The following is a 26,248-nucleotide window of genomic DNA, read 5'->3' as shown; positions in this document are numbered from 1 at the left end:
CGTACCGCGTCTTGTCCGCTCCCCCGCTCCCCCGGAACAGCACTCCGGGAGCAGAGTCAGGCGTGGCGTCGGACGGCGGCGCCGTCAGGCCTCGGGGATGGCGCGGCCGAAGGAGGCGAGGGTGACCGCCTCGGGCTCGGGGCCTCCGCGCCGGCCGGTCTCCAGTGCGTCGAGGGCGGCGAGTTCCTCGCCGGTGAGTTCGAAGTCGAAGACGTCGATGTTCTCGGCGATACGGTGCCGCTTGGTGGACTTGGGGATGACCGACCGGCCCTGCTGGATGCCCCAGCGCAGGAGCACCTGGGCCGGGCTCTTGCCGTGAGCCTCGGCGATGCCGGTGACGGCCAGGTCCTCCAGGACGCTCTTGCGGTGCTCGCCGTAGCCCGGGTAGAAGGTGATCCCGCCGATGGGGGACCACGCCTGGTTGAGGATGTGGTGCTCGTCGTCGAAGTCGAGGACGGCGCGCTGCTGGAAGTACGGGTGGATCTCCAACTGGTTCACGGCCGGCACGACGGAGGTGGCGTCGAGCAGTGCGGTGAGGTGGTCGGTCATGAAGTTGCTGACGCCGATCGCGCGGACCTTGCCGTCGGCCAGGAGCTTCTCCAGGGCACGGTAGGCGTCGAGGGTCCTGTCGAAGTCCGCTGGCAGAGCCTGGTGCAGGATCAGCAGGTCGATCCGGTCCACGCCGAGCTTGGCGGCGCTCTTGTCGAAACCGTGCAGGGTCTCGTCGTAGCCGTAGTCGCTGATCCAGATCTTGGTCTCGACGAAGACCTCGTCGCGGGGCACCCCGGAGTCGCGCAGTGCCTGGCCGACCTCGCGCTCGTTGCCGTAGGCCGCCGCGGTGTCGATGTGCCGGTAGCCGAGTTCGAGCGCGGCCTTCACGGCGTCCCGGGTCTCGTCGGGCGGGGTCTGGAAGACGCCGAGGCCGAGGGCGGGCATCTCGACGCCGTTGTTCAGGGTGAGGGTCTGCATTGCGGGACCTTTCCGTGCGGAGTGCCCGTGCGGGCACGAGAAGGGGCGGGGCCTTCACGAGGGGCCAGTACCCAGAGGATGGCGGAGGGACGGCGGAGCACAGGTCAGCGCCGCGCCCGAGCGTCGCGGAGACGGTCCCGGCGTGTCCGGCCCTCCGGGGCTTCTCCAGCTAACCGCGCACGGGCCCGCGGGTGGGAGTCACTGTTCTTCCAGGTACTGGCAGTACCTCGCAGGTGGCCGCCGGCCGACCTACGGTGGAGGGGCGGGACAGATCGCGAGGCAGGACAGGACCGCCACGCGGACCGCACACCAACGCAGAGGAGTTCCCCGTGTCACTGGCCCCCGCCGGAGCCGTATCGCGCACCGGGTGGTGCCGTCCGGCACCACCGCGCAACGCCCGCGCGAAGTCCGGCCGTGGCCATGTCTGACAAGAAGGGCCTGGCCGCCGAGATCCGGGAGTTCCTCGGCACGCGGCGGGCCCGGATCACCCCGGAACAGGCGGGCCTGCCGGTCTGGGGCGGCAATCGCCGCGTCGCGGGTCTGCGCCGCGAGGAGGTCGCCCTGCTCGCGGGCATGAGCGTGGACTACTACGTCCGGCTGGAGCGCGGGAACCTCGGCGGCGCCTCGGACTCCGTACTCGAAGCCCTGGCGCACGCCCTCCAGCTCAACGAGGCCGAGCGCACCCACCTCTACGACCTGGCGCGCGCCTCGACCCCGTCCGGCCGACGGCCCACGGTGACCTCCTCCCGGGTGCGGCCGACGATCCTGCGGCTGCTCGACTCGATGAGCGGCGTGCCGGCGTTCGTCCGCAACGCCCGGTTCGACACCGTGGCCGCCAACGCCCTGGGCCGGGCGCTGTACGCGCCGCTCTTCGACTCGCCGCTGTTCGCCCAGCGGGGGCCGGTCAACAGTGCCCGCTTCATGTTTCTCGACCCCGCGAGCCGGCGCTTCTGGGTGGACTGGGACCGGGGAGCCGACGACGCCGTCGCCTTCCTGCGCTCCGAGACGGGCAGGGCCCCGCACGACAAGGCGCTGACCGACCTGATCGGGGAACTGACGACCCGGAGCGACGACTTCGCCCGCCGGTGGGCGCGGCACGACGTGAAGTTCCACCGTTCCGGTGTGAAGAGGCTCCACCACCCGCTGGTCGGCGCTCTCGCCCTGCCCTACGAGGCCATGGAGCTGCCGTCCGACCCGGGGCTGCGCCTCAACTTCTACACCCCCGAGCCGGACTCCCCGGAGCGCGAGGCACTGGACCTGCTCGCGAGCTGGACGACCACCGGCACGGTCGTCTCCGCCGGGAACGACTGACCGTCCGCGTCCGTCCGTCCCCGGCGTCCCTCCCCACAGCGGGAGGGACGGACGGCCGCACCACCGACCACTCGAACGAACAAGGAGAACAGCGCATGCAGTACCGACCGCTCGGCCGTACCGGCGTCCACGTCAGCCCCCTGTGCCTGGGCGCGATGATGTTCGGTCCCTGGGGCAACGAGGACGAGGCCGACTCCGTACGGATCATCCACCGCGCCCTCGACGCCGGCATCAACTTCGTCGACACCGCCGACGTGTACTCCGCCGGGGTCTCGGAGGAGATCGTCGGCAAGGCCCTCGCGGGCCGCCGCGACGACGTCTTCCTCGCCACCAAGTTCTTCATGCCGATGAGCCAGGACGACCCCAACCAGCGTGGCGGCTCCCGGCGTTGGATCATCCGCGAGGTCGAGAACTCGCTCAGGCGCCTGGGCACCGACCACATCGACCTCTACCAGGTGCACCGCCCCAGCCCGGACACCGACGTCGCCGAGACCCTCGGCGCCCTCTCGGACCTCGTGCACCAGGGCAAGGTGCGGTACATCGGCTCCTCGTCCTACGCCGGTTCCCAGATCGCCGAGGCGCAGTTCGTCTCCCGGGAGCGCCACCTGGAGCGGTTCGTGACCGAGCAGCCGCCGTACTCGATCCTGGTCCGCGGCATCGAGGAGGACGTCCTGCCCACCGTGCGCCGCCACGGCATGGGCACGCTGACCTACAGCCCGCTCTCCGGCGGCTGGCTCTCGGGCCGCTACCGCAAGGACAACACCTCGGGCCCGGCCTCCGCGGCCCGCCCGCAGGCCCGCTTCGACATGAGCACCCCGGCCAACCGGCGCAAGCTGGACGCCGTCGAACAACTCGCGCTCCTCGCCGAGGAGGCCGGCCTCTCCCTGATCGAGCTGGCCGTCGCCTTCGTGATCAACCACCCCGGGGTCACCTCGGCGATCATCGGGCCGCGCACCATGGAGCAGCTCGAAGCGTTCCTGCCGACGGCCGACATCACGCTGAGCACCGACGTGCTCGACCGCATCGACGAGATCGTGGCTCCCGGCGTGACGGTCAACCCCGCCGACAACAGCTACGGCGACTTCGAACTCCGGGCCGAACAGCGCCGCCGCTGAGGCGCGTTGAGCCGAGCCGGCCGGGGCGGGGCGGGGCGTGCCGGCCTCGGCCGGACCGGCGGGGGCCGGAGGCGTTCCAGCGTCCGGTGACCTCGTGGCACCCTCGTCTTCCCACGGTCCGGCGACCGGCACAGGGGTGTCCCGGAAGGGATGCCCCGCGCCGTTGTCGGACCCTGTCCCTAGGCTGTCCCCACACTGCCAACGCGGCTGTCGAAGCCGCCAGTTGAGAAGAGGGGACTTTCGTGCGCGCAATGCCGAGGACCGACGAGGATTATCCGCCCATGCTGGTGGTCCGCACCGACCACCGGGACGATGCCGCATGGCAGCGCGTGCGGAACGCCCTCGACGAACCGTGGGTCTTCGACGCGCGCGACGAGGACAACGGCAGCCTCAAGGAGGAGATCCGCTTCGTCGACGATCCGGCGTGGGCGGACGCCTCCCCCGACGAGATCCTCGCCGCCCTCACCGCCTCCGAGGACGGTGAGGAGCCGGTCGAATGCGGCTGGGCGGTGGTGTTCCTCGCCGACCGCACCAGTATGGAGGGCCCGCGGCCGACGCTCCTCGCGGTGAGTACCGACCCCGAGGAGGAGACGCCGCCGTTCCGGATATCGGCGTCCGTCACTCCGCACGAGATGCACTGCAACCTGGCCATCGCCAACATGGACTTCGACGACTTCGAGGACTGGGACGACGCGTCCGCGATCCAGTGACGGCGTCAACCGGTCCACGGGGGCGGTGACTTGCCTGTTCATGACGGGCCGGTTCGGTCCGCCCCGCGCACCGCGCCTCCCCCACCGCCGACCTCAACTCATAGGCTGCGCACGTGACTTACAGTGAACTTGAGGCGGCCGTCCTCCGCCTCGTCGTGGAGGCCACCGAAGGTGGCGTGCGCGCCTTCGGGGAGGAGACGGTCACGCGTCTGGTGCGGCCGGACCTGCTCGTCGGCGCGACGGACGACGAACTCGGCGAAGAGGCCCTGACCGCACTCGGCGACGCCTGCGCGAACGTGCTGACCATCGGCGCGGCCGAACTGCACGACGCTCTCGCGACCGTCTACGACGGCATCCTGGTCGACGACGGCCTGGACCAGGGCGTCCTCACCGTCATCAGCGCCTTGGCGCACTGGCAGAGCTACTTGGAGCAGAACCGGCGCGGCGAGATCTACGAACTCGCCATCCGTTCCGTCGAGGACGTCGACCACGACGTCTCCGCCGACCTCGACGACTTCCTCGCCACACCCGAGATGGCCGCCGAGTACGCACGCATCCGCCGGCTGCTGACCCCCGGGGCGGGGCGGGAGACGTGACGGCGCTGCGACGCCGACGCCGATGCCGTCCGGCTGGAGGGGTGGGCCACCAACACCCGCGAACGCGCGCTTAGTTGGGGGGTGGCGCACCGTCGCCGGACGCCGGCAAGGTCGCTCCGCCTTCGCTCGGGGGGCGCGGGCCTCTGCGGCCGCCGTCTCCGGCTGGGCTGACCGGGGCATCGGCCGGTGCCCCGGTCAGCCCTACGGGACAGACAGGGCCGCGGGGCGGATCCGGCCGAAGGGACAGCGCGGGCACACGGCTACGGGGCCCGCGCCGTCCTTCCTTCGGAGGGATCTTCGGCGGGAGAGCCCCGCTGCCCTGAGTCGCTCAGTCCACGGTGAGCACGACGCGGCCCCGTACCTCGTGGTTCTCCAGCAGTCGGTGGGCCTCGGCGGCGTCCCGCAGGGGCATGACGTGTCGTTCCTTCAGCCGGAGACGGCCTTCGGCGAACAGCTTCAGCCCCTCGGCCACCGCGCCGGGCGCGCGGTCGGCGGTGGGCACCGACAGGGTGACGCCGTGCTTGGCGGCTTCGTGGTCCGAGAGGGTGATGACCCGCCGCGGTCCACCGGCCAGGGTGACGGCGTCGGCCAGAACTCCCGTGCCCGCGGCGTCGAAGACCGCGTCCACCGGCCCCAGGGCCCGCACGGCCTCGACGAGACCGGCGCCGTACCGGACCGGACGGGCCCCGATCTCCTCGGCGAACGCGTCGTCCCGCTGCCCGACGGCGCTGACGACCTCGACGCCCTGCGCCACCGCCAGTTGCGTGGCGATGGCTCCCACGGAACCGCCGCCGCCCACGATCAGCAGCCTTTCCCCGCCCTTCACGCCGAGTTGGCGCAGGACTCCGGCCGCCGCCTCCACCGAGCCGGGAATCGCTGCGGCGTCCGTCCACGAGACCGAGGCCGCCTTGGGCGCCCATGCGGAGGCCAGTGCGTACTCGGCGTAGCCCCCGCGGTCCATGAGCATGGCGGCGACCTCGTCGCCGGCGGAGGTTCCCGTCACGCCGGGGCCCACCGCGTCGACGACGCCCGCGACCTCGTAGCCCAGGACGGCGGGATCGCCCAAGGGGAAGCGAAGCTCCCCGGACCGGATCGCGAGATCGGTGGGGCTGACACCTGCGGCCTTGACCCGGATGCGGATCTCGCCCTCACCGGGCTCCACGAGGGGCACGTGGCTCCACCGGAGCACGTCCGGCGGCCCGTACCCGCTCATCACCATGGCGTTCGGCACTGCGCACTGCCTTTCTGTTCCGACGTCGGCCGACGCCACATCGGCGCCGCCGTCGACGTCTTCGGAGGAGAGGAGACCGCGAAGCGACGGTGCGAACCGTTCGGCACGTCGATGCCGTCGCCGGTGCGGAGGACCGGCACGCGGCGCGCCGGGCCCGACGCGTCAGGCCGCAGCACGCCGGGCGTCAAGCGTCAGGCGTCAGGCGTCAGGCGTCCGAGGCCGCGTCCCCACGGGTGTTGCGTTCGATGACCTGCTCGGCGATCTCGGCGAGCAGGGCGACCTGACCGGGTGTCAGGTGGTCGAGGAAGATACGGCGTACGTCCTCGATGTGGCGCGGGGCGGCGGCCTCGATGGCTTCGAGACCCTGCCGCGTCACCACCACCGTGGTACCGCGCCGGTCCTCGGCACAGGTCTCCCGCAGGACCAGGCCGCGGGACTCCATCCGGGCCAGGTGGTGGGAGAGCCGGCTGCTCTCCCACCCCAGCACCCGGACCAGTTCCTGGATCCGCAGGCGGCTGCCGGGGACGCGGGTGAGTTCGGCCAGTACGGAGTAGTCCGCGGCCGACAGGCCGAAGGCCGACTGGAGCGACCGGCCCGCACGGTTGACCAGGAGGTCGTGCATGCGGAGCACGCCGCGCCACGCCCTCTCCTCGGTGGGGGTGAGGGGGTCGGTCTCGCTGTCCATGGCAGTCACCCTAGGCGACTTCGTCCTGGCACCGGTGGCGGGGAGAGCCGGGTCCAAGGGCGCGGACGGCCGACCGGCCCGCCGGCGCGAGGACGGCGGGCCGGGGCCGCGGTCAGACCTGCTGGGCGCCACCGTCGACGAACAGCTCGGTCCCGGTGACGAAGCTCGCCGCGGGAGAGGCGAGGAAGGCGACCACGGACGCGACCTCGTCCGCCGCGCCCATGCGGCCGAGCGGAACGGTGCTCACCAGGTAGTCGCGCATCTGGGCGGCAGCGTCGTCGTCGGCCGCGAGACCGGCCAGACCGGGCGTCTCGATCGGCCCGGGGGCGACGACGTTGACGCGGATGCCGCGTCCCTTCAGCTCGTTGGCCCAGGTACGGGCGAACGAGCGCACGGCGGCCTTCGATGCGCCGTAGACACCGAACGCCTCGCCGCCCGCCGAGCCGGCGGTGGAGCCGGTCAGGATGACCGAGGCGCCGTCGTTGAGCAGGGGCAGTGCCTTCTGCACGGTGAAGAGGACGCCACGCACGTTGGAGCCGAAAGTGGTGTCGAAGTGCTCCTCGGTGACCTGCTCCAGGGTCGCGAACTCGCCTCCGCCCGCGTTGGCGAAGAGCACGTCGATCCGGTATCCGTCGGCGGCGACGGCCGCGTAGAGCCGGTCGAGGTCCGCCAGGTCGGAGCTGTCCGCCTGGATCCCGGTCACGTCACCGCCCACGGCGGCGACAGCCTCGTCCAGGGTCTCCTTGCGGCGGCCGGTGAGGTAGACGCGGGCGCCCTCGGCAGCGAACTTGCGTGCCGTCGCGAGGCCGATACCGGTGGTCCCGCCCGTGATCACGACGGTCTTGGTGTCGAACTGTCCCATGATCTTCTCGTTTCGCTTCTGGCGGTCTCGACGACCGCCGATCGTTGAAATATTTGACTCGTCATGTATTCCGGAGACTCTCACTCCGACTGCGAACCTTCGTCGACCCGAGGAGCCGCGACTCCTCGCGCAAGGCGGTCCAGCAAGGAAGCGCCCCACTTGGTCTCTGGTAACCGCGACATACCCTCATCCATTCCGGCGCCCGATCCGTGCCCGGGGCCCTGTCCGTGAGCCCGATCCTGCGGACTCACACCGACTCCAATCAATGACGTGTCATATAAATTCCCGTGCTCTGAAGCGAGATTCCCGGAGCTGACGCCGGGCTTCCGGAGCGGTCGAACCACGCGCGGCTCGTCGAAACGTCGTCGGCACGTGCCCTCCGAGCCGCCAGGCACCGCGGCACCGGCTTCACAGCTCGGAGCACGGTTCCTGTCGGACGCCGCGGACACGTCGGCGTCGGTCTCACCGACGGCCTCCGCCTCCGTGTCGGCCGCCCCCTCCGCCGGGCCGACCGGCGGCCCCGGAGGCGGGGGCGGGGCCCCGGGGGTCAAGGACGCCTTCGTGGGCGTGACCACGGACGGCACCGTGGTCGAGGATCTCTACAGCGTCCACCGGACCGGCGCGTCCACGGGGAAGGTCGTGGCCGCAGCCCGAGCGTGGTTCGCCTCCCTCACGGAGGCTCAGCGCCAGGCCGTCACGTTCCCCGTCAGCACGACCGACTACACCCAGGACCAGTGGCGCCTGTGGACCAACGTCGACGGCGACCGGGACGCCGGGCTGAGCCTTGCCGACATGACCGAGGCGCAGCGCGTCAGGGCGCTGGCGATCCTGAAGGCGGGCATGAGCGTCCGCGGGGTCGAGAACGCCGACAAGATGCGCCATCTCAACCTGTACGGCGGGCAGTTGGTGGACCTGACGGACCAGTTGGCTGGCAGTTCGAGGGCCACCACCTGGTGATCAACTATTTCGTCCTGGGTGACCAGGTCGTCATGACCCCGACCTTCATGGGGTCCGAGCCCCGCGTCGCCGACTACGGCATCGACAGCGAGTACGAGGGGACGAAGAGCTTCGAGGAGGAACTCGCCGCCGGCTTCGCGTTCCTCCGTTCACTGAGCGCCGGTCAGCGGAAGGTCGCGATCACCGCCGCATCCACCAGCGACAGGGACCTGACGGCCGGCGCCTACTCGGACAACGCGGTCATGCCCTACGAGGGCATCAGGGCCTCCGCCCTGAACCGACGTCAGGTCGCGAAGCTGTGGAGGATCGTCGAGCTGTTCGTCGGGCACGTCGACGAACCCCACGCCAGGGTCAGGATGGCCGAGATCAAGAAACACACGAACGAGACCCACTTCTCCTGGCACGGCCCCACCGACGACGACGCGCCGATGTACTACCGCGTCCATAGCCCTGTCGTGCTCATCGAGCTGGACTGCCAGGATCTCGGCCCCATCGGCAAGGCCGCGGGATGGGCGGCCGGGAGCAACCAGCGTCACATCCACTCCGTCATCCGCACCCCCAACGGCAACGACTACGGCAAGGATCTCCTCGCTCTGCACCTGGCTCTCGACCACTGAGTCGACGGACAGAAACAGAAGAGGCTCCCGTGCCTCCGGGCGTGACAGACCCCGGAGGCACGAGAGCCTCGCGCTTCGCCGAGAGCCCCGCGGCCGCTCAGCCCCGCCCTCGCTCCGGGGCGCCCGATGGCGCCCCAACGGCGGTCGGTTCTCAACCAGGTTGCTCTGTACGGTTTTTGGGTTCGGCCCAGAGCACGCGACGCGGTCGTCCGGGCCCCCACCCCGACCGGCGACCGAGGCGGGCGGGTCTCCGGTCCGGCGGTCGGTCGGATTCCCGCTTCCCGCGAACTCGCCGCCGCGACCGTCACCCGCGGTCCTCGCCGTCAGCGCCCCTCAGGCGGCCTGGACGAGCTCCGCGCGGCCGAAGAGCAGTGCGTAGCCGGACGGCAGCCGCCGCAGGAGCCGGGTGAGGAGGTCGGGGTCGACCAGGCCGGCGACGCTGGTGAGCACGGATCCCACGTCCCAGCGCATGACGGCGGGCGCCGTCCCGGTGCGGGTGGCAAGGGTCTTCACGAACGACCACCCGGTCATGGGGGCGGCGTGGTCCGTGGCGTCCCCGGCCAGGAGGCGGGCCGCCTCCTCGGGCAGGCTCGCGGCCAGTTCCTCCCGCTCGGAAGAGGGCAGTTGACGGCCGAGCTCCGCCAGGACCAGACGGACGGACTTCTCCGCCCGTTCACGCGTCGGGTAGGCGCCCGCGTAACGGACGGCTTCCAGCAGCCGCTCGTACGACGTGAGGACCGGGAGCCGAGTGGCCGCGAGGGTCGGGGACGAGGAGAGGGACATGACTGCGTTGGTTCCTTTCGTACTCGCGGGGTGCGTGCGGGAGAGCGGTCGTCCTCCCGGCGCGACATGTCCGGGGCGCGGCGCGCGCCTGACAACAGAGGGGAACGACGGCGGAGTTGGCGTGCCCTCCCCGTTCGCCCTACGGATTACGGATACCGGATGACGGACTACGGATCCTGGTTCGACCCGCGTCTCGTGGACCGCCGGATCAGCGCCCGAGCGGCCCGCCTGTTCCGCTCGGACCCGCACGGGAGAAATCCGCGGATTCACACATCACCCGTGACGGGTCGAGGGCCGCGGGCCCCCACCGGAGACGCCGCCTCCGCCGCCGCCCCTTGTCGTGCGGCGTCGGCGGGCGGCGCTCCGGTGGATGGGTTGCCACATGCCCGCAGGGCCGTCAGCCGTCGATCTCCTTGCGGTCGGCACGGCCGCCGACGGTGATCTTGCGGGGCTTCGCACGCTCGGCGATCGGGATGCGCAGCGTCAGCACGCCGGCGTCGTAGTCGGCCTGGATGCGCTCGGTGTCGAGGGTGTCGGCCAGCACGATCTGCCGGGTGAACACACCGAGCGGCCTCTCCGACAGTTCCATCTGGATGTCGTCCGCCTTGACGGTCGGCCGGCGCTCGGCGCTGACCGTCAGCATGTTGCGCTCGACGTCGATGTCGATCGCGTCGGCGCTGACGCCGGGAAGGTCGAAGGCGACGACGTACTCGTCCCCCACGCGGTAGGCGTCCATGGCCATCGTGGACGGCCGCGACCAGGTGGCCGGTCCCGTCAACTGCTGGGTCAGGCGGTCGAGTTCGCGGAACGGGTCGGTGCGCATCAACATCGCGAAACACCTCCATAAGGCTCGGGCAGTACCTGCCAATGCGCTGCACTGAAACTGTTGTACCATGTCATCCGATGGATGACAAACAGCGGCGTCATCGAACGGATGACAAAGCGGCAACGGCATGGCTGACATGCGGGAAAGGGGCTCCATGGCCACCGAACGGCCCGGCTCGCCCGGAGAGGACGCGCCCGGCAGCCCAGCCTCCTTCCGCGCGGCGGAGGCAGCCATCGAGGCCATCGACGAGACGATGCGCGCCGCGCGGCAGCGGCCGGCGGACACCGCGGAGCCGGGAGACACCGGCGGCACCGAGGAACAACAGGTCCTGGATTCGCTCCTGTTGCTGCGACAGGTACGTGAACGCCTCGCGGGCTGGGAGACCGGCCTGATCGAGACGGCTCGCGACCGGGGTGCCAGCTGGTCCGACCTCGCCCGTCCGCTGGGAGTCGCCAGTCGGCAAGCCGCCGAACGGCGCTACCTGCGCAACCGCCCGGGGCCCGCCGGATCCACCGGGGAACAGCGCGTCCAGGCCACCCGCGACCGTCGCGCGGCCGACCGCACGACCAGCGCCTGGGCACGCCGCAACGCCGGTGCGCTGCGCGGCATCGCCGGCCGGATCACCGCGCTCACCGACCTGGCCCCCGCAGCGCGCCGGCCCCTCGCCGATCTCGACGCCGCGCTCACCCTCGACGACCCGGCGGCCCTCGTCGAGCCGCTTCGGGCCGTCCGCCCCCACCTGACGCCGGACCACCCCGCCCTCGCCGAGCGTCTCGACGCCCTGACGGCCCGTACCGACGGCGACGACGACGCCACCGCACCCGACCCCGGGGGCGCCGACCCCGACGCCGGCCCCTGAGCCGAGTGCGGGCTACCGAGCGCGGAGGCGCTGTCAGGGGTAGGCGATGTGGCCGGTGATGCGTTTGCCGGTGGCGTCGGGGTGGATCTCGAAGCGCTGGACGAGGGCCTTGACGATCTCCAGGCCGTGCCGGCCGACCCGGCCGGGGTCGGCCGGGAGGGACTTGGGCAGGCCGGGCGCGGTGTCGCGGACCGTCACCTGCACGGTTCCCTCCGCGACCTTCAGGTGCACCAGGACGGGGCCGGGCGCGTACTTGCGGGCATTGGTGACCAGTTCGCTGACCACGAGTTGGGTGATCTCCACGGCGTGCGGGGGCACGGCGATGCCGTGCGAGCGGTGCAGGCGGGTGAGGAAGCGCTCGGCGCGGCGCCGGGCCTCGGAGATGGCGGCACCGTCACGGACGGTGAATGTCACTTCGGGCGCGTTGCCCGGCCGGCTGCCGCCCGGGTCGCCCGGCGATGCCCTCACATTGGTCCGCCTTCGCCGTTTCTCCCGGTTGCCGGGCGACGGGTACCCCGGGGGGAACGACCTGCACGCACCAGCACCCTCTTTCCTGTGAAGAGGGCCCCCGAGGCCGACCGGTGCGGGACTTCGCGCATAATGTGCGGTCGCAGTGTCCCCGTCGTCGACCAGAGTGAGTGGCAGCAATTCATCTTCCGGACAGCACCGAAGAGTTCTCGATCACCTGTCTCGACGCCGACGGCGTCGACGTGGTGGCCGTCGTCGGCGAGATCGACGGCGACACGGCCGAGCAGGTCCGCAGCGCGCTGCCGCACCCGCCGGGCCCGGCCGCCGCGCGCACCGTCGTGGACTTCAGCCGCACCACCTTCATGGACTCCAGCGGTGTCAACGTGCTCATCCGGGCCCACGGTTCCGTGCCGGACGGCGGGTGGCTCAGGATCGCCGGTGCCACGGGCGCCGTGCTGAGGGTCGTCGAACTCGTCGGCCTCGATCAGATGATCGACTGCTACCCCACCGTGCGGGAGGCCATCAGTGCCTCGGCGTGACCGCGAGGCGTGAGCGGATCGCGGCGGAACCCCGCCTGTCCACGCCGGTGTCGGGGTCGGTGGCGGCTGCGCGGCGGAGCCGGCGTGGCGGGCGACACTCGGGGCGAGTACCCGCCGTCCACTCCGATGGCCTAGATTTCCCAGGGGGGCCGTTCGGCCTTCCATGATGAGGGATGTGCCTGGTGGCCAGTAAGAGCGTCGCGAACCGGTTGGTCGGTCTGTTGTCGGTTCGAGGTGAGGATCTGGGTGCCGACTGGGCGGTCAGGGTCGCCGACTCGCTCGGCGGGCGGGTGAGCCGGGCCGAGGTGCACCAGGAACTGAGCGAGATCTACGCGGCGTTGGTGACCGCGCTCGGCAGCGGCAGCACGGACGGACACGACGAGGCGTTCGCCGAGGTCCGCGCGCTGCTCACCGAGCTGTCCCGCAACCGCGCGATGCGCGGGTTCACGCCCAGCGAGACCGCCGTGAGCGTGTTCGCCCTCAAGCAGGTCCTGGAACCGGTCATGATCGGCGAGGGAAGCGACCCCGAGGCGTACCTGCGCTTCGCCGCGCTGCTGGACACGCTGGGCCTGTTCACCATCGAGGTGTACACCGGCGCCCGCGAGGAACTGATCTCGGCGCAGGCCGAGCAGTTGATGGAGCTGTCCACGCCGGTCGTGAAGCTGTGGGACGGCGTGATCGGCGTTCCGCTGGTGGGAACCCTCGACTCCGCGCGCACGATGGTCGTGATGGAGAAGATGCTCCAGGCGCTGATCGACACCGGTTCCGAGCAGGCCATCATCGACATCACCGGGGTTCCGGCGGTGGACACCGAGGTCGCCCAGCACCTGCTGAAGACGGTGGTCGCGGCCCGGCTGATGGGGGCCGAGTGCACGATCTCCGGCATCCGTCCGCAGATCGCGCAGACGGTGGTCGCGCTGGGCATCGAGTTCGGCGACATCGTCACCAAGGCCACGCTGGCCGACGCGCTGCGGCACGCCCTGCGCCGTTCCGGCGTGGTGCTCTCCTCCTCGGCGGGTGTCCGTTGAGCGAGGGCGTGCCCGTTCTGCGGATCGGGCAGATTCTGCTGGTGTCCATCCAGGTGGACCTGGACGACCACTCGGTGCTGACGCTGCAGGACGACCTCGCGGCCAGGATCGTGGACACCGGTGCCCACGGTGTGATCATCGACATCACGGCTCTGGACATCGTGGACTCGTTCGTGGGCCGCATGCTTTCCACGATCGCGTCCATCTCGCGTCTGCTGGACGCGGAGACCGTCGTGGTGGGCATGCGTCCCGCCGTGGCCATCACCCTGGTCGAGCTCGGCCTGTCGCTGGGCGGGGTCAGGACCGCGCTGACGCTGGAGAAGGGGCTGCGCGTGTTGCAGCACGCGCACGCCGCTTCCACCGGTCAGGCCGTCGAGGGCTTCGTGCCGGATTCCGCGGCCGGCCTGTGACCGACAGCTCCGGCGGTCCCGACGCACTGGCGATCACCAACAGCGCGGGCGTGGTGCAGGCGCGCCAGGTCGTGCGCACCCTCGCCCAGGAGTGCCGGCTCTCCCTGGTGGAGCAGACCAAACTGATCACCGCCGCGAGCGAGCTGGCCCGCAACACCCTCATCCACGGTGGCGGCGGCTCCATGACGGCCCGCGTGGTGGAGGAGCGCGGCCGCCGCGGCGTCCGTGTGGTCTTCGCCGACCAGGGGGCCGGGATTCCCGACGTGGACCTCGCCCTGACCGACGGCTGGACCTCCGGCAGCGGCATGGGGCTGGGGCTGTCCGGCTCCAAGCGGCTCGTCGACGACTTCGTCCTGGACACCGCCGCCGGGCAGGGCACCACCGTGACCATCACGAAGTGGGCGCGATGACGCCCACCGGTACGCCTGTCCTGCTGGACTGCGAGGACGTGGCCCTGTTCCGGGACCGCTACGACGCCGCCCGTGGCGCCGCCGCCGCGCTGGGGCGCCGTGTCGGCCTGGGCGAGCAGCGCACCTCCCAACTGGTCCTGGCCGTCGCCGAACTGACGACCAACCTCACCAAGCACGCCGTGGACGGGTTCCTGCTCCTGCGGGCGCTGCGCAACGAGGCGGCGGCCGGCGTCGAGGTGCTGGCCGTGGACGGCGGCCCCGGGATGACGGACGTGCCCGCCGCGCTGCGCGACGGCATGTCCACCATCGGCACCCTGGGCATCGGCCTCGGAGCGGTCCAACGCCTGGCCGACGCCTTCGCCGTCCATTCCCTGCCGGGCATGGGGACCGTGCAACTCGCCCGCTTCTGGCCGCGTCCTCCGCAGCCCTTCATGGTCACGGAGCCGTTGGTGGGCGGCATCACCCGGCCGATCAGCGGTGAACAGGTGTGCGGCGACGCCTGGGCCGCCCGCGTGGATCCGGCCGGGCGGACGTCTCACCTTCCCCCCGCCCCGTCCTCGGGCGGAACGCAGCGGACGCCGTACGGCCACGCCTCCCCCGCACCGGCCGCCCGGCCGCCGCGTTCCGCGCCCGTGCTCGCGTCCGTCGTGGGACCGGGCCCGGGTGTGCTGGTCATGTCCTGCGACGGGCTGGGCCACGGCCCGATGGCCGCCACGGCCGCGCAGGCAGCCGTCCACGCCTTCCGGACGGAGGCGGCCCGCACTCCGGAACAGGCCATGGAGAACGTGCACCGGGCCCTGCGCAAGACCCGCGGCGCGGCGGTGGCCGTGGCCCGCCTGGAGCCGGACGGCCGACTGCTGTTCTGCGGCGTCGGCAACATCACCGCCGCACTGGTCACCGGCACCGCCCGCACCACCCTCGTCTCCCACCCCGGGATCGTCGGCCAGCAGATGCGCCACCTGCGCACCTACGAGCACCACCTGCCCGCGGGCGGAATCCTCGCGATGCACTCCGACGGCATCAGCGGACGCTGGCGGCACACCGATCTCGCGAGCTTCCTGCACCACCCGCCCGCCCTGATCGCGGCGGCCCTGCTGCGCCTGGCCGGAACGCGACGCGACGACGCGAGCGCCGTGATCGCCAAGGCCATGCTGTGAACGCACCCGGCCCCGGCGGCCCCGTCCCCCTGCTGGTCACCCCGATCAGCACCGAGGGCGACGTCTTCACCTTGCGGCGCCACGCCAAGACCATCGGCCAGGCCGTGTCCCTGGACGACCGCCACCAGGTACGCCTGGCCACCGCCCTGAGCGAACTGGGCCGCGACCTTCTGCGTTCCACCCCCATGACGGCCGCCTTCAGCCTGCTGCCGGAGCCCGCGGGCCTCCAGGCGCTCCTGCAGTGGAACGACGACCGCGCCCCCAGCGAAGAGTCGCTGACCGCCGTCACCCGGCTGCTCCCGTCGACCCGCTACCAGCCCGCCGACCACCCGCGCCGCCCCGACGGCGGGGGCGGACGGGTGGAGATCGTCTGTCCGCTTCCCAAGACCGTGGGCAGGGACCTCGCGGCGAAACGTGTCCTGGCGCTGCTGGAGTCGGACGGCCCGGCCACCGCGATCGACGACTTGCAGGCGCAGTCCCGCGACCTGATGGCGGCCCTTCAGGAGGCCCACGCCCAGCGCGACGAACTGGAACGCCTGAACGAGGAACTCACCGAGACCAACGTCGGCGTGATGGCCCTCTACGCCGAACTCACCGTCGAGCACAAGGACGTCGTCGAGCGCTTCGGACAGGAACACGAACTCGCCCTCACCCTGCAACGCACCTTCCTGCCGGCCACCCTGCCCCAGGCGGACGGCGTGGAACTGGCCGTCCGCTACCTCCCCGCCGCCACCACGACCGAGATCGGCGGGGACTTCTACGAGGCGGTCGCCACCAGGAACGGCCTGCTGCTCGCCGTCGGGGACGTCGTGGGCCACTCGTTCCAGGCGGCCGTCGTCATGGGCGAACTGCGCCACGCCCTGCGCGCCTACGCCGCCCAGAACCACGCCCCGCACGTCCTGCTGCAACACCTGGACCACCTGCTCGGCCTGCACCAGCCGGGGTGGACCGCCACCGTCTGCCTCGTCCTCGTGGACCCCGACAACGGGCATGTGCACGTCGCCAACGCCGGTCACCTGCCGCCCCTGCTGCTGGAGCCGGGCAAGGAGCCCCGTTACCTGACGCAGCACGGCCCCCTGCTGGGCCTGAACCTGCCGCAGCCGACGGCCGTCAGCCATCCCGTCGCCCCGGGGAGCCGGCTCGTCATGATCACCGACGGGCTCATCGAGACGCGGGACAGCGACCTGCGGGACCGCATGGACCTCCTGAGCGCGGTCACCGCGAACGGCCCCGGAGAGCCCGAGGCCCTGTGCACGGAACTGGTCGACACCTTCGGCACCGATCCCGAGGACGACATCATCGTCTTCACCGCGCGTATGCGGCCGCCCGGCTCACCCGGGTGAGCCACCGCGGCCTGTAGCGGCGGCGCTCGGGCCCGGTGGGCCCCACCGTCGGCGCGTCCCCGGGGAAGAGGCGAGCCGGGCGTCCGGCTCCTCGGCTCGTTCCGGCGACGGGTGCGTGACCGGCGCACGCGGGACGTGCCGTCCCGGAGACGGCGCCGCCGGGCGGATGTCCGGCGCTCCGCCCGGCACCTGCCCGGCCCGCCCTAGAGGGCGTTGTCCAGCGCCAGGGCGAGCTCGGCGATCCGCCAGCCCCCGTCGGACCGGCGCAGGCCGAACGTGTAGACCCCGGTCGAGATCGTCCGGGCGCTCTCGCCGTTGTTCTCCGTCTGCACCAGGCAGGCCCGCACCTCGGCGGTGGCGGCGTCCGTCGTCGTGACCGCGACATTGCCCAGGTGGTGCCGCACGCGTCCGGTCCGGGCCGCGTGCCCTTCGCGGACGAAGTCCAGCACCGCCGCACGTCCGGCGACCGGGCCGGGCACTCCCCGTCCGGGCATCGTGAAGGTCCAGGTGGTGTCCTCGGTCAGGACGGCCTCCAGCCCGGGCACGTCCAACTCGTCCAGGGCGTGGGCGTACTTCGCCACCGCCTGCTGGAGTTCGGCGATCACGAAGGCGATCACGAGGTCACCGTCAGCACGATCTTGCCCTGGATGTGGCCGCGTGCCGCTCGCGCGTGCGCGTCGGCCGCCTCGGACAGCGGGTAGGTGCTGTCCACCCCGACCCGGAGCTTGCCCTCGCTGAACAGGCGCCCGATCTCGGCGAGTTGGGGACCGCTGGAGCGCACCTGGATGTTCGAGACCGTGATGCCCAGACGCGCGGTCTCTTCCGGGTCGTACTCGGCGAAGAACACCGGGAGCATGGTGCCGCCGCGCCTGAGCACGGTCAGGAAGCGTGAGCTGTCCGGGCCGCCGACGGCGTCGACGACCAGGTCCACGCCGCTGACGACGTCCGCCGCCCGCTCCTTGGTGTAGTCGACGAACCCGTCGGCGCCGAGCTCCCGCAGGAACCGCTCGTGCCGTCCCGAGGCCACCGCGACGACGCGTGCTCCCTTCCACTTCGCCAGCTGCACGGCGAAGTGGCCCACCCCACCGGCGGCTCCGTTGACCAGCACGGTCGTCCCGGGCGTGATCGGCACCGGCCGGTGCACCTGTCCGGTGAAGGGAGAGGGCACGTCGTGCCCGAGATCCACCAGGAACTGCCAGGCCGTCAGCACGGCCATCGGCGCCCCGGCCGCCTGCACGTGGTCGAGGCCGGCCGGCTTGTGCGCCAGGTCCGAAGCCGGCGCGGCCACGTACTCGGCGTAGGTCCGGCCGTCGAATCCGGGGAAGCGCAGCATGCCGAAGACCTCGTCACCGACGGCGAATCCACGCACGTCCGGAGCGACCGCCTCGACCACGCCCGACATGTCCGTTCCGGGGATCAGGGGGTATTCCAGCACCGGCCTCATCTCGGCCGGCATGACCTTCATCCCCTCACGCAGGTACCAGTCCGGCGGGTTGACGCCCGTCGCGTGCACCCGGACGAGCACCTCGCCGGATCCGATCCCGGGAACCGGCACCTCGTCGTACCGCAGGACTTCCGGACCGCCCGCTTCGTGGAACTGGATCGCCTTCATCGCGCCTGTCACTTTCCTGGGAGAACGTTGCCCCCACAGTCAAGGCCCGGGGCGGTGCCGCCGTCCAAGACCCGTTCGGCAACCCGCTCATTCCGAAACGGCATGGCCGCGTACGCTGCACGAGTGAACGATCTCGGACAGGACCTGGAACTGCGACTGGTGCGCTACTTCACCGTGGTGGCCGCGCACCAGAACTTCGGCCGGGCCGCCGCCGAGCTGCACGTGGCCCAGCCCGCGCTGAGCCGCCAGATCCAACGGCTGGAGAAGTACCTCGGCGCACGTCTGCTGGACCGCACTCCCCGGGGCACCCGGCTCACTCCGGCGGGCCGCACGTTCCTGCCCCGGGCGCAGGCCGTGCTGCACGCCGCCCACCAGGCCGAGCTGGCCGTCCGCGAGCAGGCGGAGACCGAACGCATCGCCATCGGCTACGTCGAGGACCTGGTGATCACCACGGCCGTGCGGGAACTGCGCCGTCGCCATCCGGACGCCGAGATCGCCACCCGGTACCTGAGCTGCCGCGACGTCGGGGCGCTGTCCGACAAGCGCGTCGACGCCCTGATCGCGCGGGCCCCGCTGCCGTTCGCCGCCGACGACGTGGTGACCACCCCGCTGTACGAGGAGCCCCGGATGCTCGCGGTCCCCCACGGCCATCCCCTGGCCGGCCGCACGTCGGTGACCGTGGAGGAACTGGCCGGCGAGGAGGTGGCGCCCTGTGCGTTCGGGACCGCGGACTGGACGTCCTACCGGATCCTCGGGGCGGACGTGCCGCCGACCGAGAGCTACGAGGACAAGCTCGAACTCGTCGCGAGCGGCAGGGCGATCGCCGTGCTGCCGCTGGGCGACCGGCGCAGCTCACTGCGCCCCGACCTCGTCACCGTCCCGATCGAGGGCGCTCCCCCCAGCCAGGTCGTCCTGGTCAGCCGCAAGGGCGACCCGAATCCGATGATCGGGAACCTCCGGCTGGCGGCCGGCGCCACCCTGACCTCCCCGGCGGCCTGACCGGCAGCCGCCGAACCGCCCGGCGCCGAACGGCCTGGGCGCCCTCACAGCCGCACCCGTCGTCACCCCTCGGGTTCAAGGGTGACGACGCGACGTACGCCCTTCGCGTGTCCGGTGCGGCTCCGCACGAGGACGTGGACCACCGGCACGGCGGCCGGGTCACGCCTCGCGCACAGGCCCTACAGCTCCACGACGATCTTCCGTCCGCCGTGGAGGCCCTTCTCGAACCGGCGGTGTGCCTCGACTACGTCGGTGAGGGCGAACACCTCGTCGACGGCGGGCCGCAGCGCGCCGAGTCGGACACCCGCGTTCAGGAAGGCAGCCATGCGCCGCACCACCGCCGGGTCGAGGGTGTGCTCGAAACCCCGGTAGTTGATGACCGTGAGCTGCGGTGATTCCGGCGCGGGTGTGGGCCGGGGGTCGAGGAAGCCCGCGGCGACCAGCGTTCCGCCGGGGCGTCCCGCCCGGAGGAGCTCGAGCTGGCCCGGCCCTCGCACGAGGTCGAGGACGATGTCGGCGCCCGCTCCCCCGGTGTGGCGGTGGACGGCCTCGACGACGTTCTCCCGGTCGGTGGCGACGACGGCGGCGGCACCCGCGGCGAGCAGTTCGTCCCGGCGCGCGGCGTGCCGTGTCACGGCGATGGGCACGGCACCGATCTGCCGGGCGACCTGTATGGCCGCCCGTCCCACGGCGCCGGACGCGGCGGTGACGAGGACGTGGTCGCCGGGCCGCATCCCCGCCTTCTCGACGAGTGCGCCGTAGGCGGTGGAGAACGCGACCCAGATCGCCGCCGCGTCGGTGACGCCGAGGCCCGCCGGGCGGGGGAAGACCTGGTCGGTGGGGAGCGTGGTGTAGTCGGCGTAGCTGCCCCTGACGTGGGCGTCCGCGATGGCGGCGATGACGACCGGGTCGTCGACGCGCAGGCCGTCGGCCCCCGGGCCCAGCGCGTCGACGACGCCGGTCCCCTCGACGCCGAGCCGCGCGTGCGGCAGGGGGACCGGGGCGGGCGAGGCACCGGCGCGCATCATCTGGTCGAGCGGGTTGACGGCGAACGCCTCGATGCGCACCCGGACCTCACCGGCACCGGGCTCGGTGACCGGTTCCTCGACGACATGCATGACCTCCGGTCCGCCGAACTCGTCGAACACAACAATGCGCGGCATGGTGACTCCCTGGTTCTCGGTGGTGTTCAACGTGCGGCCGGTTTCCAGGGCCGGCCTCGTTGCCCACGAACGACGTTACGGAGGCGCCCGTTACCTTTTGGTACCTTCGATTTCCATGCAGCAAGAGACCGGTTCCGCCTTCCTGGCCGACTGCCCGACACGACTGGCCGTCGAGATCATCTCCGACAAATGGGCCGTTCTCGTCCTCTTCGGGCTCAGCCTGCGCCCCCGCAGGCACGGTGAACTCGTCGACCTCATCGGCGGCATCTCCCGCAAGGTCCTCACCCAGACACTGCGCAGGCTCCAGCAGTACGGCCTGGTGGAACACCGTGCCGAAACCCCGCACCGGGTCGAGTACGCCCTCACGGACCTCGGCCGCACCCTCGTCGAGCCCATCGAGGTCCTGACGGACTGGGCGAAGACGTACGGCGGCGCCATCGCCGACTTCCAGGAGGCCGCCGAAGCCGCTCCCTCACCGGGGGTCGGGGCAACGGACTGACCACCGGCGACGACCGCGCGCGTACCGGCGACTCGGGCACGGACTCACGCGGTGGGCCCGCACCGTCGCTCTCATGTCGTCGGCGGGACAAGGGCGTTGCTGCGGATGGCGTGCAGGCGGTGCAGCAGCTTGTCGTCGCCGGTGCCGAAGAGTTCGTGCAGTCGGCGGTACTCGGCGTAGAGGGCGTCGTAGACCGCCGTGCGGTCGGGGTCGGGGACGTAGGCCGCGGTCTGCTTGCTGCCCATGGCGGCTGCCGCCGTGCGGACATCGGGGTGGGCGCCGGCCGCGACGGCGGCGTGGATCGCGGCTCCGAGCGCGGCCGCCTGTTCGGACAGGCCCACGGAGACGGGGCGGGCGAGGACGTCCGCGTAGATCTGCATCAGCAGACTGTTCCTCTTCAGGCCGCCGCTGACGATGAACTCCGTGACGTGCAGACCGCCCGCCTCGAACGTCTCGGTGATGACGCGGGTCCCGAAGGCGGTGGCCTCCAGGAGGCAGCGGTAGAGGTCCTCGGGGCGCGTGGCCAGGGTGAGTCCGGCGACGACACCGGAGAGGCGGTGGTCGACGAGTACGGACCGGTTGCCGTTCATCCAGTCGAGTGCGACCAGGCCGTGGGCGCCGACCGGCTGGGCGGCTGCCTTGCGGGTCAGGAGCTGGTGGAGGTCCTCGCCGTGCGCCGCGGCCTCGGCCTCGTACTCGGGCGGGACACCCAGGCGGGTGCACCAGGCGAAGATGTCGCCCACCGCGCACTGTCCGGCCTCGTAGCCGTACGACCCGGCCACGATGCCTCCGTCGACGACGCCGCAGATCCCGGGCAGGTCGGGGGCGAGGATCTCGGCGTTGAGGAGCTGGCAGGTGGAGGTGCCGGTGATGGCCAGCATCTGCCCCGGGTCGAGGGCCTGGGAGGCGGGCGCTGTCACGTGGGCGTCGACGTTGCCCGCGGCGACGGTGACACCGGCGGGCAGGCCGGTCCAGGCGGCGGCCTGCGCGGTCAGGGCCCCGGCCCGCGCGCCGAGCGGCAGCAGGGGGTGTTCCAGGCGGGTGGCGGCGAAGTCGGCGAAGTCGGGGTGCAGCGCGGCGTGGAAGTCCCGGCCGGGGTAGGTGCCGTCCTGGTGGATGCCCTTGTAGCCGGCCGCGCAGGCGTTGCGGGTCTCCCTGCCGCACAGCTGCCACACGATCCAGTCGGATGCCTCGATCCAGCGGGCGGTCGCGGCGTAGACCTCGGGGGCTTCCTCAAGGACCTGGAGGGCCTTGGCGTACTGCCACTCGCTGGAGATCTTCCCGCCGTAGCGGCTGATCCACTGCTCTCCGCGGGCGTGGGCGAGTTCGTTGATGCGGTCGGCCTGCGGCTGGGCGGCGTGGTGCTTCCACAGTTTCGGCCAGGCGTGCGGGGTGCCGCCCCAGCGGGACGTCAGGGCCAGCGGCGTACCGTCCGCCTCGACGGGCAGCACCGTGCAGGCGGTGAAGTCGGTGCCGATACCGATCACTTGCTCCGGCCGCACCCCGGCGGCGGCAAGGGCCGCCGGCACGGCGGTCCGCAGGACGCGCAGCCAGTCCTGGGGGTGCTGGAGCGCCCAGTCGGGCGGCAATGCCTCACCGGTGACCGGCAGCGTGCCGTCGATGACGGCGTGCTCGTAGTCGTGGACGGCGGAACCGAGTTCGGTCCCGTCGTCGACCGCGACGACGACGGCACGTCCGGAGAGGGTGCCGAAGTCGACGCCCACCGTGACCCGGGGAAGGTTGTCTGTGCTCACGCGATTGCCTCCGGTACGGAGTGGTGCGGGCCGGGGTCGGCTCCTGGCCGGGGCAGGAAGCCTTCGTGCTGGGTCTTCCAGGTGCCGTCGCCGGGGAAACCCGGGCAGTTCGCGTGGCCGTCGGCACGGGGACGCTCCCACGAGCAGCGCGTCGGACGCCGAGGCCGTCGGTCCTTCCGACGCCACGTTCGACGGACCGCAGCGTCACGAGGAGGCCGATCACGCGGCACATCTCCGAGGCCGCCCGGCCGGCGACGGCGCGGACCGGCAAGCCCGGCGCCGTTCTCCGGCACGCCTTGCCGATCGTTCCGGCGCGAACTCCACGTCAGCGCAACGGAGTTGACGATCACAGAGGTCGCCACGGGGTGCGGCGGACGCGCACGGCGGTCGCGGCAGGCCGCACCGTGGTCATCGTGATCCGGGGTCGGTGGTGGCCTTCAGATGCGCGGTCAGGCGTGCGAGCAGGGGAAGCGCGGCGGCGAGCGTGCCACGTTCGGCGGGGTCGAGGGTGTCGTTGATCGCGGTGCCGAGGGTGTCCGCGCGCCCCTGGCGCTCCTGGGCCAGCCGGCCGCTTCCCGCCGGGGTGATGTGGAGCAGCAGTTTGCGTCCGTCGCTCGGGTGGGGTTCCGCGCGGACGAGACCCCGGGCCGAGAGTTCCTTGACCGCCTTGGCGGCCGACTGGTGGCTGACCCCGCGTTGCTGCGCCACGTCGGCCGTGGTCAGCGGGCCCTCGCGGTCCAGGTATCCCAGGACGGCGGCCTCACCGGGCGGCATCGTGTCGGCGGCGCGCACGACGCGCACGAGCTGCCCGACGGCCTGGCGGAGTTCCTCGGCAAGTTGATCGTCTTCCGTGCCCTTCATGGCACCAACCTACTCATCTTCGCCACCCGGGTTGTACACCCAGGTTGCACAGTCCGATCCGCCGCTGCGGGTCGACGAGTGGCCGCGACCGACCGCCGGAGCGGCACCCGGGAGACAGATCTACAACCAAGGTGTACAGTTTGGTTGTAGAAAACGTTCGGCCCCGAAAGGACCCGTTGTGCAGCTCACCAAGCACGCCCACGCCTGCGTCACGATCGAGAAGGACGGCACCCGCCTCGTCATCGACCCCGGAACCTTCACCCCGGACGCCGCCGAGGCGGTCGCCCACGCCGACGCCGTCCTGATCACCCACGAACACTTCGACCACTTCGACGAGAAGCTCGTCGCCGCCCAGCTCGCCGCGCGCCCCGCGCTGGAGGTCTACGGAACGCCGGCCGTCGCGGCCGCGCTCGGCGACCGGAACGGCCGCGTCCACGCCGTCGCCGCGGGCGATTCCTTCAGCGTCGGGCCCGTCGCCGTGACCGTTCACGGACATCGCCACGCACTGATCCACGCCGACATCCCGTGCCCGGACAACGTCGGCTACCTCCTCGACAACGGGACGCTGTACCACCCCGGCGACGCCTACTTCGCACCCGAAACGCCCGTCCGCACCCTGCTGCTGCCCACCAGCGGTCCGTGGACGAAGCTCGGCGAGGCCGCCGACTACGTCCGCGCGGTCAAGCCCGAGCGCGTCGTCCAGATCCACGAACTCATGCTCAGCGACCTCGGCCAGAACTCCACCGCCAACTTCCTGGGCGTCAACGGCCTGACAGGTGTCCCGTTCGAGCGCCTCGAACCCGGCACCACCGTCGAACTGTAGGTCTCCGGCTCCCGCCCCGCCGCCCTCGCCGGCCCGGACCCCCTCCGGCCGCAGGGCCGGGGCGCCGCCGACCGCCGCCCCCGGCCTCCCTGGAAGATCGAGCATGCGTTACGCGACTCTCCGCATCGACAACACCCTCACCGCGGCACGTATCGAAGGCGACCGTGCCGTCCTCGTCGACGCCGCCAACGCGGTCGACGCCTACCTGCGCCGCGACCACCTGACGGACACGGGCGAGGTGGACGCCCGCACCGCCCACTACGCCCGCGTCTCCCCCGCCCCGGCGCACATCCTCTGCATCGGCCTCAACTACCGCAGCCACATTGAGCAGTTGGGGCGCCCCACTCCCACCTACCCGACGTTCTTCGCCAAGTTCCCGTCCACACTCACCGGCCCCCGTGACGCGATCACCCTCCCCAGCGTCAGTGACCGCGTCGACGGCGAGGCGGAGTTGGCGGTCGTCGTCGGTCGACGCCTCCGCCGCGCCGACACGGACGAGGCCCGGGACGCCATCGCCGGCTACAGCGTGGCCAACGACATGTCCCTGCGCGACTGGCAGCACCGCACCACCGAGGCACTCCAGGGCAAGGTCTTCGACCGCTCCACCCCCCTCGGCCCGCTGCTGGTCACCCCCGACGAGGTGGACGACGCCCGCGACCTCGACGTCACCTTCACCGTCGACGGCGTCGCATGGCAGCGCGGCAACACCGGTGACCTCCTGTTCACACCGGCCGAACTCCTCGCCTACTGCAGCACCTTCCTCACTCTCGAACCCGGCGACGTCATCCTCACCGGCACGCCCGGAAAGACGTCCGCCGCCGCCGAGTCCCTCACCCCCGGACGCCAACTGATCACCGCCATCGAGGGGTTGGGAGCCGCGATCAACACCACGGTCGAGGACCCCCTGCCGGACACCCGGCCCCTCTGGCAGAAACAGACCCGAACATGAGCGCGCACTTCACGGACATCCCGGCCCCTCGCTCCGACGAGAGGACAGCGGCCGTCCACCCGGACGGCGAGTCACGCGCTCCCTACCCGGACGGGAAACCACGGGTTCCGCGCCCTCCGGCCGTCGTCGGCAGGGAGGTGGCCTCACCCGACACCCTGGGACTCTGGGCCTTCGCGGTCGGCACCTTCCTCGGCAACCTTCCGGACACCGGACTCGTCGGCCGCACCGGACTGACCATCACCGTGGCGGTCCTGCTCGGCGGACTCGCCCAACTCCTCGCCGGCGTCGAGGCATACCGGGCCGGCAGCGTCTTCGGCGCCACGTCGTTCACCGCCTTCGGCCTCTTCTGGATCACCATCGGCACGACGGACTGGCTCACCGCCCTGCACGTCCTCGCGCCCGTCGACCATGTCTCCCTCGGCTGGTACCTGGCCCTCTGGACGGTCTTCGCGGGCGTCCTGTTCGGCGCCACCCCCGCTCTCAACCGGGCCCTCGAAATCACCGTCGGACTGTCCTGCGCCGGGCTGTTCGCCAAGGCGGTGGGGTCCTTCACCGACGACATCCTCCTCACCCGGACCGGTGCCTGGCTTCTCGTCGCCTGCGCGGTCGCCGCCCTCTACACGACAGCCGCCGGCTTCTGGAACGCCGCCTACCGGCGGACCGTCCTGCCCCTGGGCGTGCCCGCCGGGCGGGCACGGTCGTAGTCGCCGGG

At 71.8% G+C, this 26,248-nt stretch carries 30 protein-coding genes; 18 read left to right on the top strand and 12 right to left on the bottom strand.

Going from position 1 to position 26,248, the window contains the following annotated elements; genetic code table 11:
* Window positions 1-84: 84 nt before the first annotated feature.
* On the bottom strand, window positions 85-969 hold the full coding sequence (locus ACFZA0_RS16965) for an aldo/keto reductase (RefSeq protein WP_391016847.1): 885 nt from the start codon (window positions 967-969) through the stop codon (window positions 85-87).
* Between the two features lie 414 nt (window positions 970-1,383).
* Between ACFZA0_RS16965 and ACFZA0_RS16960 the strand changes: the two genes are divergently transcribed.
* The 4 genes from ACFZA0_RS16960 (at window position 1,384) to ACFZA0_RS16945 (ending at window position 4,701) form a co-directional block, all read left to right on the top strand.
* Complete coding sequence (locus tag ACFZA0_RS16960; protein ID WP_391016845.1) at window positions 1,384-2,280, top strand: helix-turn-helix domain-containing protein; 897 nt, start codon at window positions 1,384-1,386, stop codon at window positions 2,278-2,280.
* A 95-nt stretch (window positions 2,281-2,375) separates the two neighbouring features.
* Window positions 2,376-3,395 carry an aldo/keto reductase gene (locus ACFZA0_RS16955; protein ID WP_391016844.1) on the top strand — a complete coding sequence of 340 codons (1,020 nt, stop codon included), beginning with the start codon at window positions 2,376-2,378 and terminating at the stop codon, window positions 3,393-3,395.
* Window positions 3,396-3,646: 251 nt separating this feature from the next.
* Window positions 3,647-4,105, top strand: a complete 459-nt coding sequence (locus ACFZA0_RS16950) for a DUF6924 domain-containing protein (protein WP_391016841.1) — start codon at window positions 3,647-3,649, stop codon at window positions 4,103-4,105.
* A gap of 113 nt (window positions 4,106-4,218) precedes the next feature.
* A complete protein-coding gene (locus ACFZA0_RS16945) occupies window positions 4,219-4,701 on the top strand; it encodes a hypothetical protein (RefSeq protein ID WP_391016839.1) in 483 nt (160 codons plus the stop codon).
* Window positions 4,702-5,029: 328 nt separating this feature from the next.
* Here the strand turns inward: ACFZA0_RS16945 and ACFZA0_RS16940 are convergent, their stop codons facing one another.
* From ACFZA0_RS16940 to ACFZA0_RS16930, 3 genes are all read right to left on the bottom strand, one after another.
* Window positions 5,030-5,932, bottom strand: coding sequence for an alcohol dehydrogenase catalytic domain-containing protein (locus ACFZA0_RS16940; protein WP_391016836.1), 903 nt, complete (start codon window positions 5,930-5,932; stop codon window positions 5,030-5,032).
* A gap of 205 nt (window positions 5,933-6,137) precedes the next feature.
* The gene (locus ACFZA0_RS16935) at window positions 6,138-6,554 is read right to left on the bottom strand and encodes a MarR family transcriptional regulator (protein ID WP_391017599.1); all 417 of its coding nucleotides are present in this window, start codon (window positions 6,552-6,554) and stop codon (window positions 6,138-6,140) included.
* 175 nt (window positions 6,555-6,729) lie between these two features.
* A complete protein-coding gene (locus ACFZA0_RS16930; RefSeq protein WP_391016833.1) occupies window positions 6,730-7,479 on the bottom strand; it encodes an SDR family oxidoreductase in 750 nt (249 codons plus the stop codon).
* Between the two features lie 561 nt (window positions 7,480-8,040).
* Between ACFZA0_RS16930 and ACFZA0_RS16925 the strand changes: the two genes are divergently transcribed.
* Window positions 8,041-8,436: a DUF3500 domain-containing protein gene (locus ACFZA0_RS16925; RefSeq protein ID WP_391016831.1), complete on the top strand. Its 396-nt coding sequence runs from the start codon at window positions 8,041-8,043 to the stop codon at window positions 8,434-8,436.
* Complete coding sequence (locus tag ACFZA0_RS16920; protein ID WP_391016829.1) at window positions 8,433-9,053, top strand: DUF3500 domain-containing protein; 621 nt, start codon at window positions 8,433-8,435, stop codon at window positions 9,051-9,053. Before ACFZA0_RS16925 ends, ACFZA0_RS16920 begins: the two co-directional genes overlap by 4 nt.
* A gap of 333 nt (window positions 9,054-9,386) precedes the next feature.
* Here the strand turns inward: ACFZA0_RS16920 and ACFZA0_RS16915 are convergent, their stop codons facing one another.
* Together ACFZA0_RS16915 and ACFZA0_RS16910 are read right to left on the bottom strand one after the other, a co-directional pair.
* A complete protein-coding gene (locus ACFZA0_RS16915; protein ID WP_391016827.1) occupies window positions 9,387-9,836 on the bottom strand; it encodes a DUF2267 domain-containing protein in 450 nt (149 codons plus the stop codon).
* 397 nt (window positions 9,837-10,233) lie between these two features.
* On the bottom strand, window positions 10,234-10,665 hold the full coding sequence (locus ACFZA0_RS16910; protein WP_391016825.1) for an Hsp20 family protein: 432 nt from the start codon (window positions 10,663-10,665) through the stop codon (window positions 10,234-10,236).
* 151 nt (window positions 10,666-10,816) lie between these two features.
* Here ACFZA0_RS16910 and ACFZA0_RS16905 point away from each other — a divergent pair, with 151 nt between their 5' ends.
* Complete coding sequence (locus tag ACFZA0_RS16905; protein ID WP_391016823.1) at window positions 10,817-11,521, top strand: type III effector protein; 705 nt, start codon at window positions 10,817-10,819, stop codon at window positions 11,519-11,521.
* A 33-nt stretch (window positions 11,522-11,554) separates the two neighbouring features.
* Here ACFZA0_RS16905 and ACFZA0_RS16900 read toward each other — a convergent pair whose 3' ends face one another.
* Window positions 11,555-11,935 (bottom strand): ATP-binding protein, encoded by a 381-nt coding sequence (locus ACFZA0_RS16900; protein ID WP_391016821.1) that lies wholly within the window; start codon window positions 11,933-11,935, stop codon window positions 11,555-11,557.
* A 224-nt stretch (window positions 11,936-12,159) separates the two neighbouring features.
* Here ACFZA0_RS16900 and ACFZA0_RS16895 point away from each other — a divergent pair, with 224 nt between their 5' ends.
* The 6 genes from ACFZA0_RS16895 (at window position 12,160) to ACFZA0_RS16870 (ending at window position 16,876) form a co-directional block, all read left to right on the top strand.
* Window positions 12,160-12,528, top strand: coding sequence for an STAS domain-containing protein (locus ACFZA0_RS16895; RefSeq protein WP_391016819.1), 369 nt, complete (start codon window positions 12,160-12,162; stop codon window positions 12,526-12,528).
* 173 nt (window positions 12,529-12,701) lie between these two features.
* Window positions 12,702-13,556, top strand: coding sequence for an RsbRD N-terminal domain-containing protein (locus ACFZA0_RS16890; RefSeq protein WP_391016817.1), 855 nt, complete (start codon window positions 12,702-12,704; stop codon window positions 13,554-13,556).
* Complete coding sequence (locus tag ACFZA0_RS16885; protein WP_391016815.1) at window positions 13,553-13,966, top strand: STAS domain-containing protein; 414 nt, start codon at window positions 13,553-13,555, stop codon at window positions 13,964-13,966. The genes ACFZA0_RS16890 and ACFZA0_RS16885 overlap by 4 nt, the downstream gene beginning before the upstream one ends.
* Window positions 13,963-14,376: an ATP-binding protein gene (locus ACFZA0_RS16880; RefSeq protein ID WP_391016813.1), complete on the top strand. Its 414-nt coding sequence runs from the start codon at window positions 13,963-13,965 to the stop codon at window positions 14,374-14,376. The genes ACFZA0_RS16885 and ACFZA0_RS16880 overlap by 4 nt, the downstream gene beginning before the upstream one ends.
* The gene (locus ACFZA0_RS16875; protein WP_391017597.1) at window positions 14,373-15,533 is read left to right on the top strand and encodes a SpoIIE family protein phosphatase; all 1,161 of its coding nucleotides are present in this window, start codon (window positions 14,373-14,375) and stop codon (window positions 15,531-15,533) included. Before ACFZA0_RS16880 ends, ACFZA0_RS16875 begins: the two co-directional genes overlap by 4 nt.
* Window positions 15,530-16,876, top strand: a complete 1,347-nt coding sequence (locus tag ACFZA0_RS16870; protein ID WP_391016810.1) for a SpoIIE family protein phosphatase — start codon at window positions 15,530-15,532, stop codon at window positions 16,874-16,876. Before ACFZA0_RS16875 ends, ACFZA0_RS16870 begins: the two co-directional genes overlap by 4 nt.
* Before the next feature lie 203 nt (window positions 16,877-17,079).
* On the opposite strand, the gene ACFZA0_RS16865 is transcribed toward ACFZA0_RS16870, so the two are convergent.
* Window positions 17,080-17,493, bottom strand: coding sequence for a nuclear transport factor 2 family protein (locus tag ACFZA0_RS16865; RefSeq protein ID WP_391016808.1), 414 nt, complete (start codon window positions 17,491-17,493; stop codon window positions 17,080-17,082).
* Window positions 17,490-18,488 carry a zinc-binding dehydrogenase gene (locus tag ACFZA0_RS16860; RefSeq protein WP_391016805.1) on the bottom strand — a complete coding sequence of 333 codons (999 nt, stop codon included), beginning with the start codon at window positions 18,486-18,488 and terminating at the stop codon, window positions 17,490-17,492. The genes ACFZA0_RS16865 and ACFZA0_RS16860 overlap by 4 nt, the downstream gene beginning before the upstream one ends.
* A gap of 123 nt (window positions 18,489-18,611) precedes the next feature.
* Here ACFZA0_RS16860 and ACFZA0_RS16855 point away from each other — a divergent pair, with 123 nt between their 5' ends.
* Window positions 18,612-19,487 carry a LysR family transcriptional regulator gene (locus ACFZA0_RS16855; protein ID WP_391016802.1) on the top strand — a complete coding sequence of 292 codons (876 nt, stop codon included), beginning with the start codon at window positions 18,612-18,614 and terminating at the stop codon, window positions 19,485-19,487.
* A 179-nt stretch (window positions 19,488-19,666) separates the two neighbouring features.
* On the opposite strand, the gene ACFZA0_RS16850 is transcribed toward ACFZA0_RS16855, so the two are convergent.
* Window positions 19,667-20,650 (bottom strand): zinc-binding dehydrogenase, encoded by a 984-nt coding sequence (locus ACFZA0_RS16850; RefSeq protein WP_391016799.1) that lies wholly within the window; start codon window positions 20,648-20,650, stop codon window positions 19,667-19,669.
* Between the two features lie 115 nt (window positions 20,651-20,765).
* Here ACFZA0_RS16850 and ACFZA0_RS16845 point away from each other — a divergent pair, with 115 nt between their 5' ends.
* Entirely contained in the window at window positions 20,766-21,149 is a 384-nt protein-coding gene (locus ACFZA0_RS16845; protein ID WP_391016797.1) for a winged helix-turn-helix transcriptional regulator, read from the top strand.
* A 71-nt stretch (window positions 21,150-21,220) separates the two neighbouring features.
* On the opposite strand, the gene araB is transcribed toward ACFZA0_RS16845, so the two are convergent.
* Both araB and ACFZA0_RS16835 read right to left on the bottom strand, forming a co-directional pair.
* Window positions 21,221-22,903, bottom strand: coding sequence for a ribulokinase (gene araB, locus ACFZA0_RS16840; RefSeq protein ID WP_391016795.1), 1,683 nt, complete (start codon window positions 22,901-22,903; stop codon window positions 21,221-21,223).
* Between the two features lie 408 nt (window positions 22,904-23,311).
* Window positions 23,312-23,764 (bottom strand): MarR family transcriptional regulator, encoded by a 453-nt coding sequence (locus ACFZA0_RS16835; RefSeq protein ID WP_391016793.1) that lies wholly within the window; start codon window positions 23,762-23,764, stop codon window positions 23,312-23,314.
* A gap of 178 nt (window positions 23,765-23,942) precedes the next feature.
* Between ACFZA0_RS16835 and ACFZA0_RS16830 the strand changes: the two genes are divergently transcribed.
* The 3 genes from ACFZA0_RS16830 (at window position 23,943) to ACFZA0_RS16820 (ending at window position 26,240) form a co-directional block, all read left to right on the top strand.
* On the top strand, window positions 23,943-24,587 hold the full coding sequence (locus ACFZA0_RS16830; RefSeq protein WP_391016791.1) for an MBL fold metallo-hydrolase: 645 nt from the start codon (window positions 23,943-23,945) through the stop codon (window positions 24,585-24,587).
* A 103-nt stretch (window positions 24,588-24,690) separates the two neighbouring features.
* Window positions 24,691-25,536 carry a fumarylacetoacetate hydrolase family protein gene (locus tag ACFZA0_RS16825; protein WP_391016788.1) on the top strand — a complete coding sequence of 282 codons (846 nt, stop codon included), beginning with the start codon at window positions 24,691-24,693 and terminating at the stop codon, window positions 25,534-25,536.
* Complete coding sequence (locus ACFZA0_RS16820; protein ID WP_391016785.1) at window positions 25,533-26,240, top strand: acetate uptake transporter; 708 nt, start codon at window positions 25,533-25,535, stop codon at window positions 26,238-26,240. Before ACFZA0_RS16825 ends, ACFZA0_RS16820 begins: the two co-directional genes overlap by 4 nt.
* Window positions 26,241-26,248: the final 8 nt, after the last annotated feature.

It is taken from the genome of Streptomyces sp. NPDC008150 (assembly GCF_042956945.1).
In the GTDB taxonomy this organism is placed as follows: Bacteria; Actinomycetota; Actinomycetes; order Streptomycetales; family Streptomycetaceae; genus Streptomyces.
Note: the sequence above shows the minus strand (reverse complement) of the source record. Positions and strands in the feature narration are given on the sequence as shown.

Excerpts from the sequence above, each read along its gene's own strand:
- ACFZA0_RS16965 (WP_391016847.1), bottom strand. The coding sequence starts at position 969 with ATGCAGACCCTCACCCTGAACAACGGCGTCGAGATGCCCGCCCTCGGC.
- ACFZA0_RS16955 (WP_391016844.1), top strand. The coding sequence starts at position 2,376 with ATGCAGTACCGACCGCTCGGCCGTACCGGCGTCCACGTCAGCCCCCTG.
- ACFZA0_RS16950 (WP_391016841.1), top strand. The coding sequence starts at position 3,647 with ATGCCGAGGACCGACGAGGATTATCCGCCCATGCTGGTGGTCCGCACC.
- ACFZA0_RS16935 (WP_391017599.1), bottom strand. The coding sequence starts at position 6,554 with ATGCACGACCTCCTGGTCAACCGTGCGGGCCGGTCGCTCCAGTCGGCC.
- ACFZA0_RS16930 (WP_391016833.1), bottom strand. The coding sequence starts at position 7,479 with ATGGGACAGTTCGACACCAAGACCGTCGTGATCACGGGCGGGACCACC.
- ACFZA0_RS16915 (WP_391016827.1), bottom strand. The coding sequence starts at position 9,836 with ATGTCCCTCTCCTCGTCCCCGACCCTCGCGGCCACTCGGCTCCCGGTC.
- ACFZA0_RS16910 (WP_391016825.1), bottom strand. The coding sequence starts at position 10,665 with ATGTTGATGCGCACCGACCCGTTCCGCGAACTCGACCGCCTGACCCAG.
- ACFZA0_RS16905 (WP_391016823.1), top strand. The coding sequence starts at position 10,817 with ATGGCCACCGAACGGCCCGGCTCGCCCGGAGAGGACGCGCCCGGCAGC.
- ACFZA0_RS16890 (WP_391016817.1), top strand. The coding sequence starts at position 12,702 with ATGTGCCTGGTGGCCAGTAAGAGCGTCGCGAACCGGTTGGTCGGTCTG.
- ACFZA0_RS16875 (WP_391017597.1), top strand. The coding sequence starts at position 14,373 with ATGACGCCCACCGGTACGCCTGTCCTGCTGGACTGCGAGGACGTGGCC.
- ACFZA0_RS16860 (WP_391016805.1), bottom strand. The coding sequence starts at position 18,488 with ATGAAGGCGATCCAGTTCCACGAAGCGGGCGGTCCGGAAGTCCTGCGG.
- ACFZA0_RS16850 (WP_391016799.1), bottom strand. The coding sequence starts at position 20,650 with ATGCCGCGCATTGTTGTGTTCGACGAGTTCGGCGGACCGGAGGTCATG.
- ACFZA0_RS16845 (WP_391016797.1), top strand. The coding sequence starts at position 20,766 with ATGCAGCAAGAGACCGGTTCCGCCTTCCTGGCCGACTGCCCGACACGA.
- ACFZA0_RS16835 (WP_391016793.1), bottom strand. The coding sequence starts at position 23,764 with ATGAAGGGCACGGAAGACGATCAACTTGCCGAGGAACTCCGCCAGGCC.
- ACFZA0_RS16825 (WP_391016788.1), top strand. The coding sequence starts at position 24,691 with ATGCGTTACGCGACTCTCCGCATCGACAACACCCTCACCGCGGCACGT.
- ACFZA0_RS16820 (WP_391016785.1), top strand. The coding sequence starts at position 25,533 with ATGAGCGCGCACTTCACGGACATCCCGGCCCCTCGCTCCGACGAGAGG.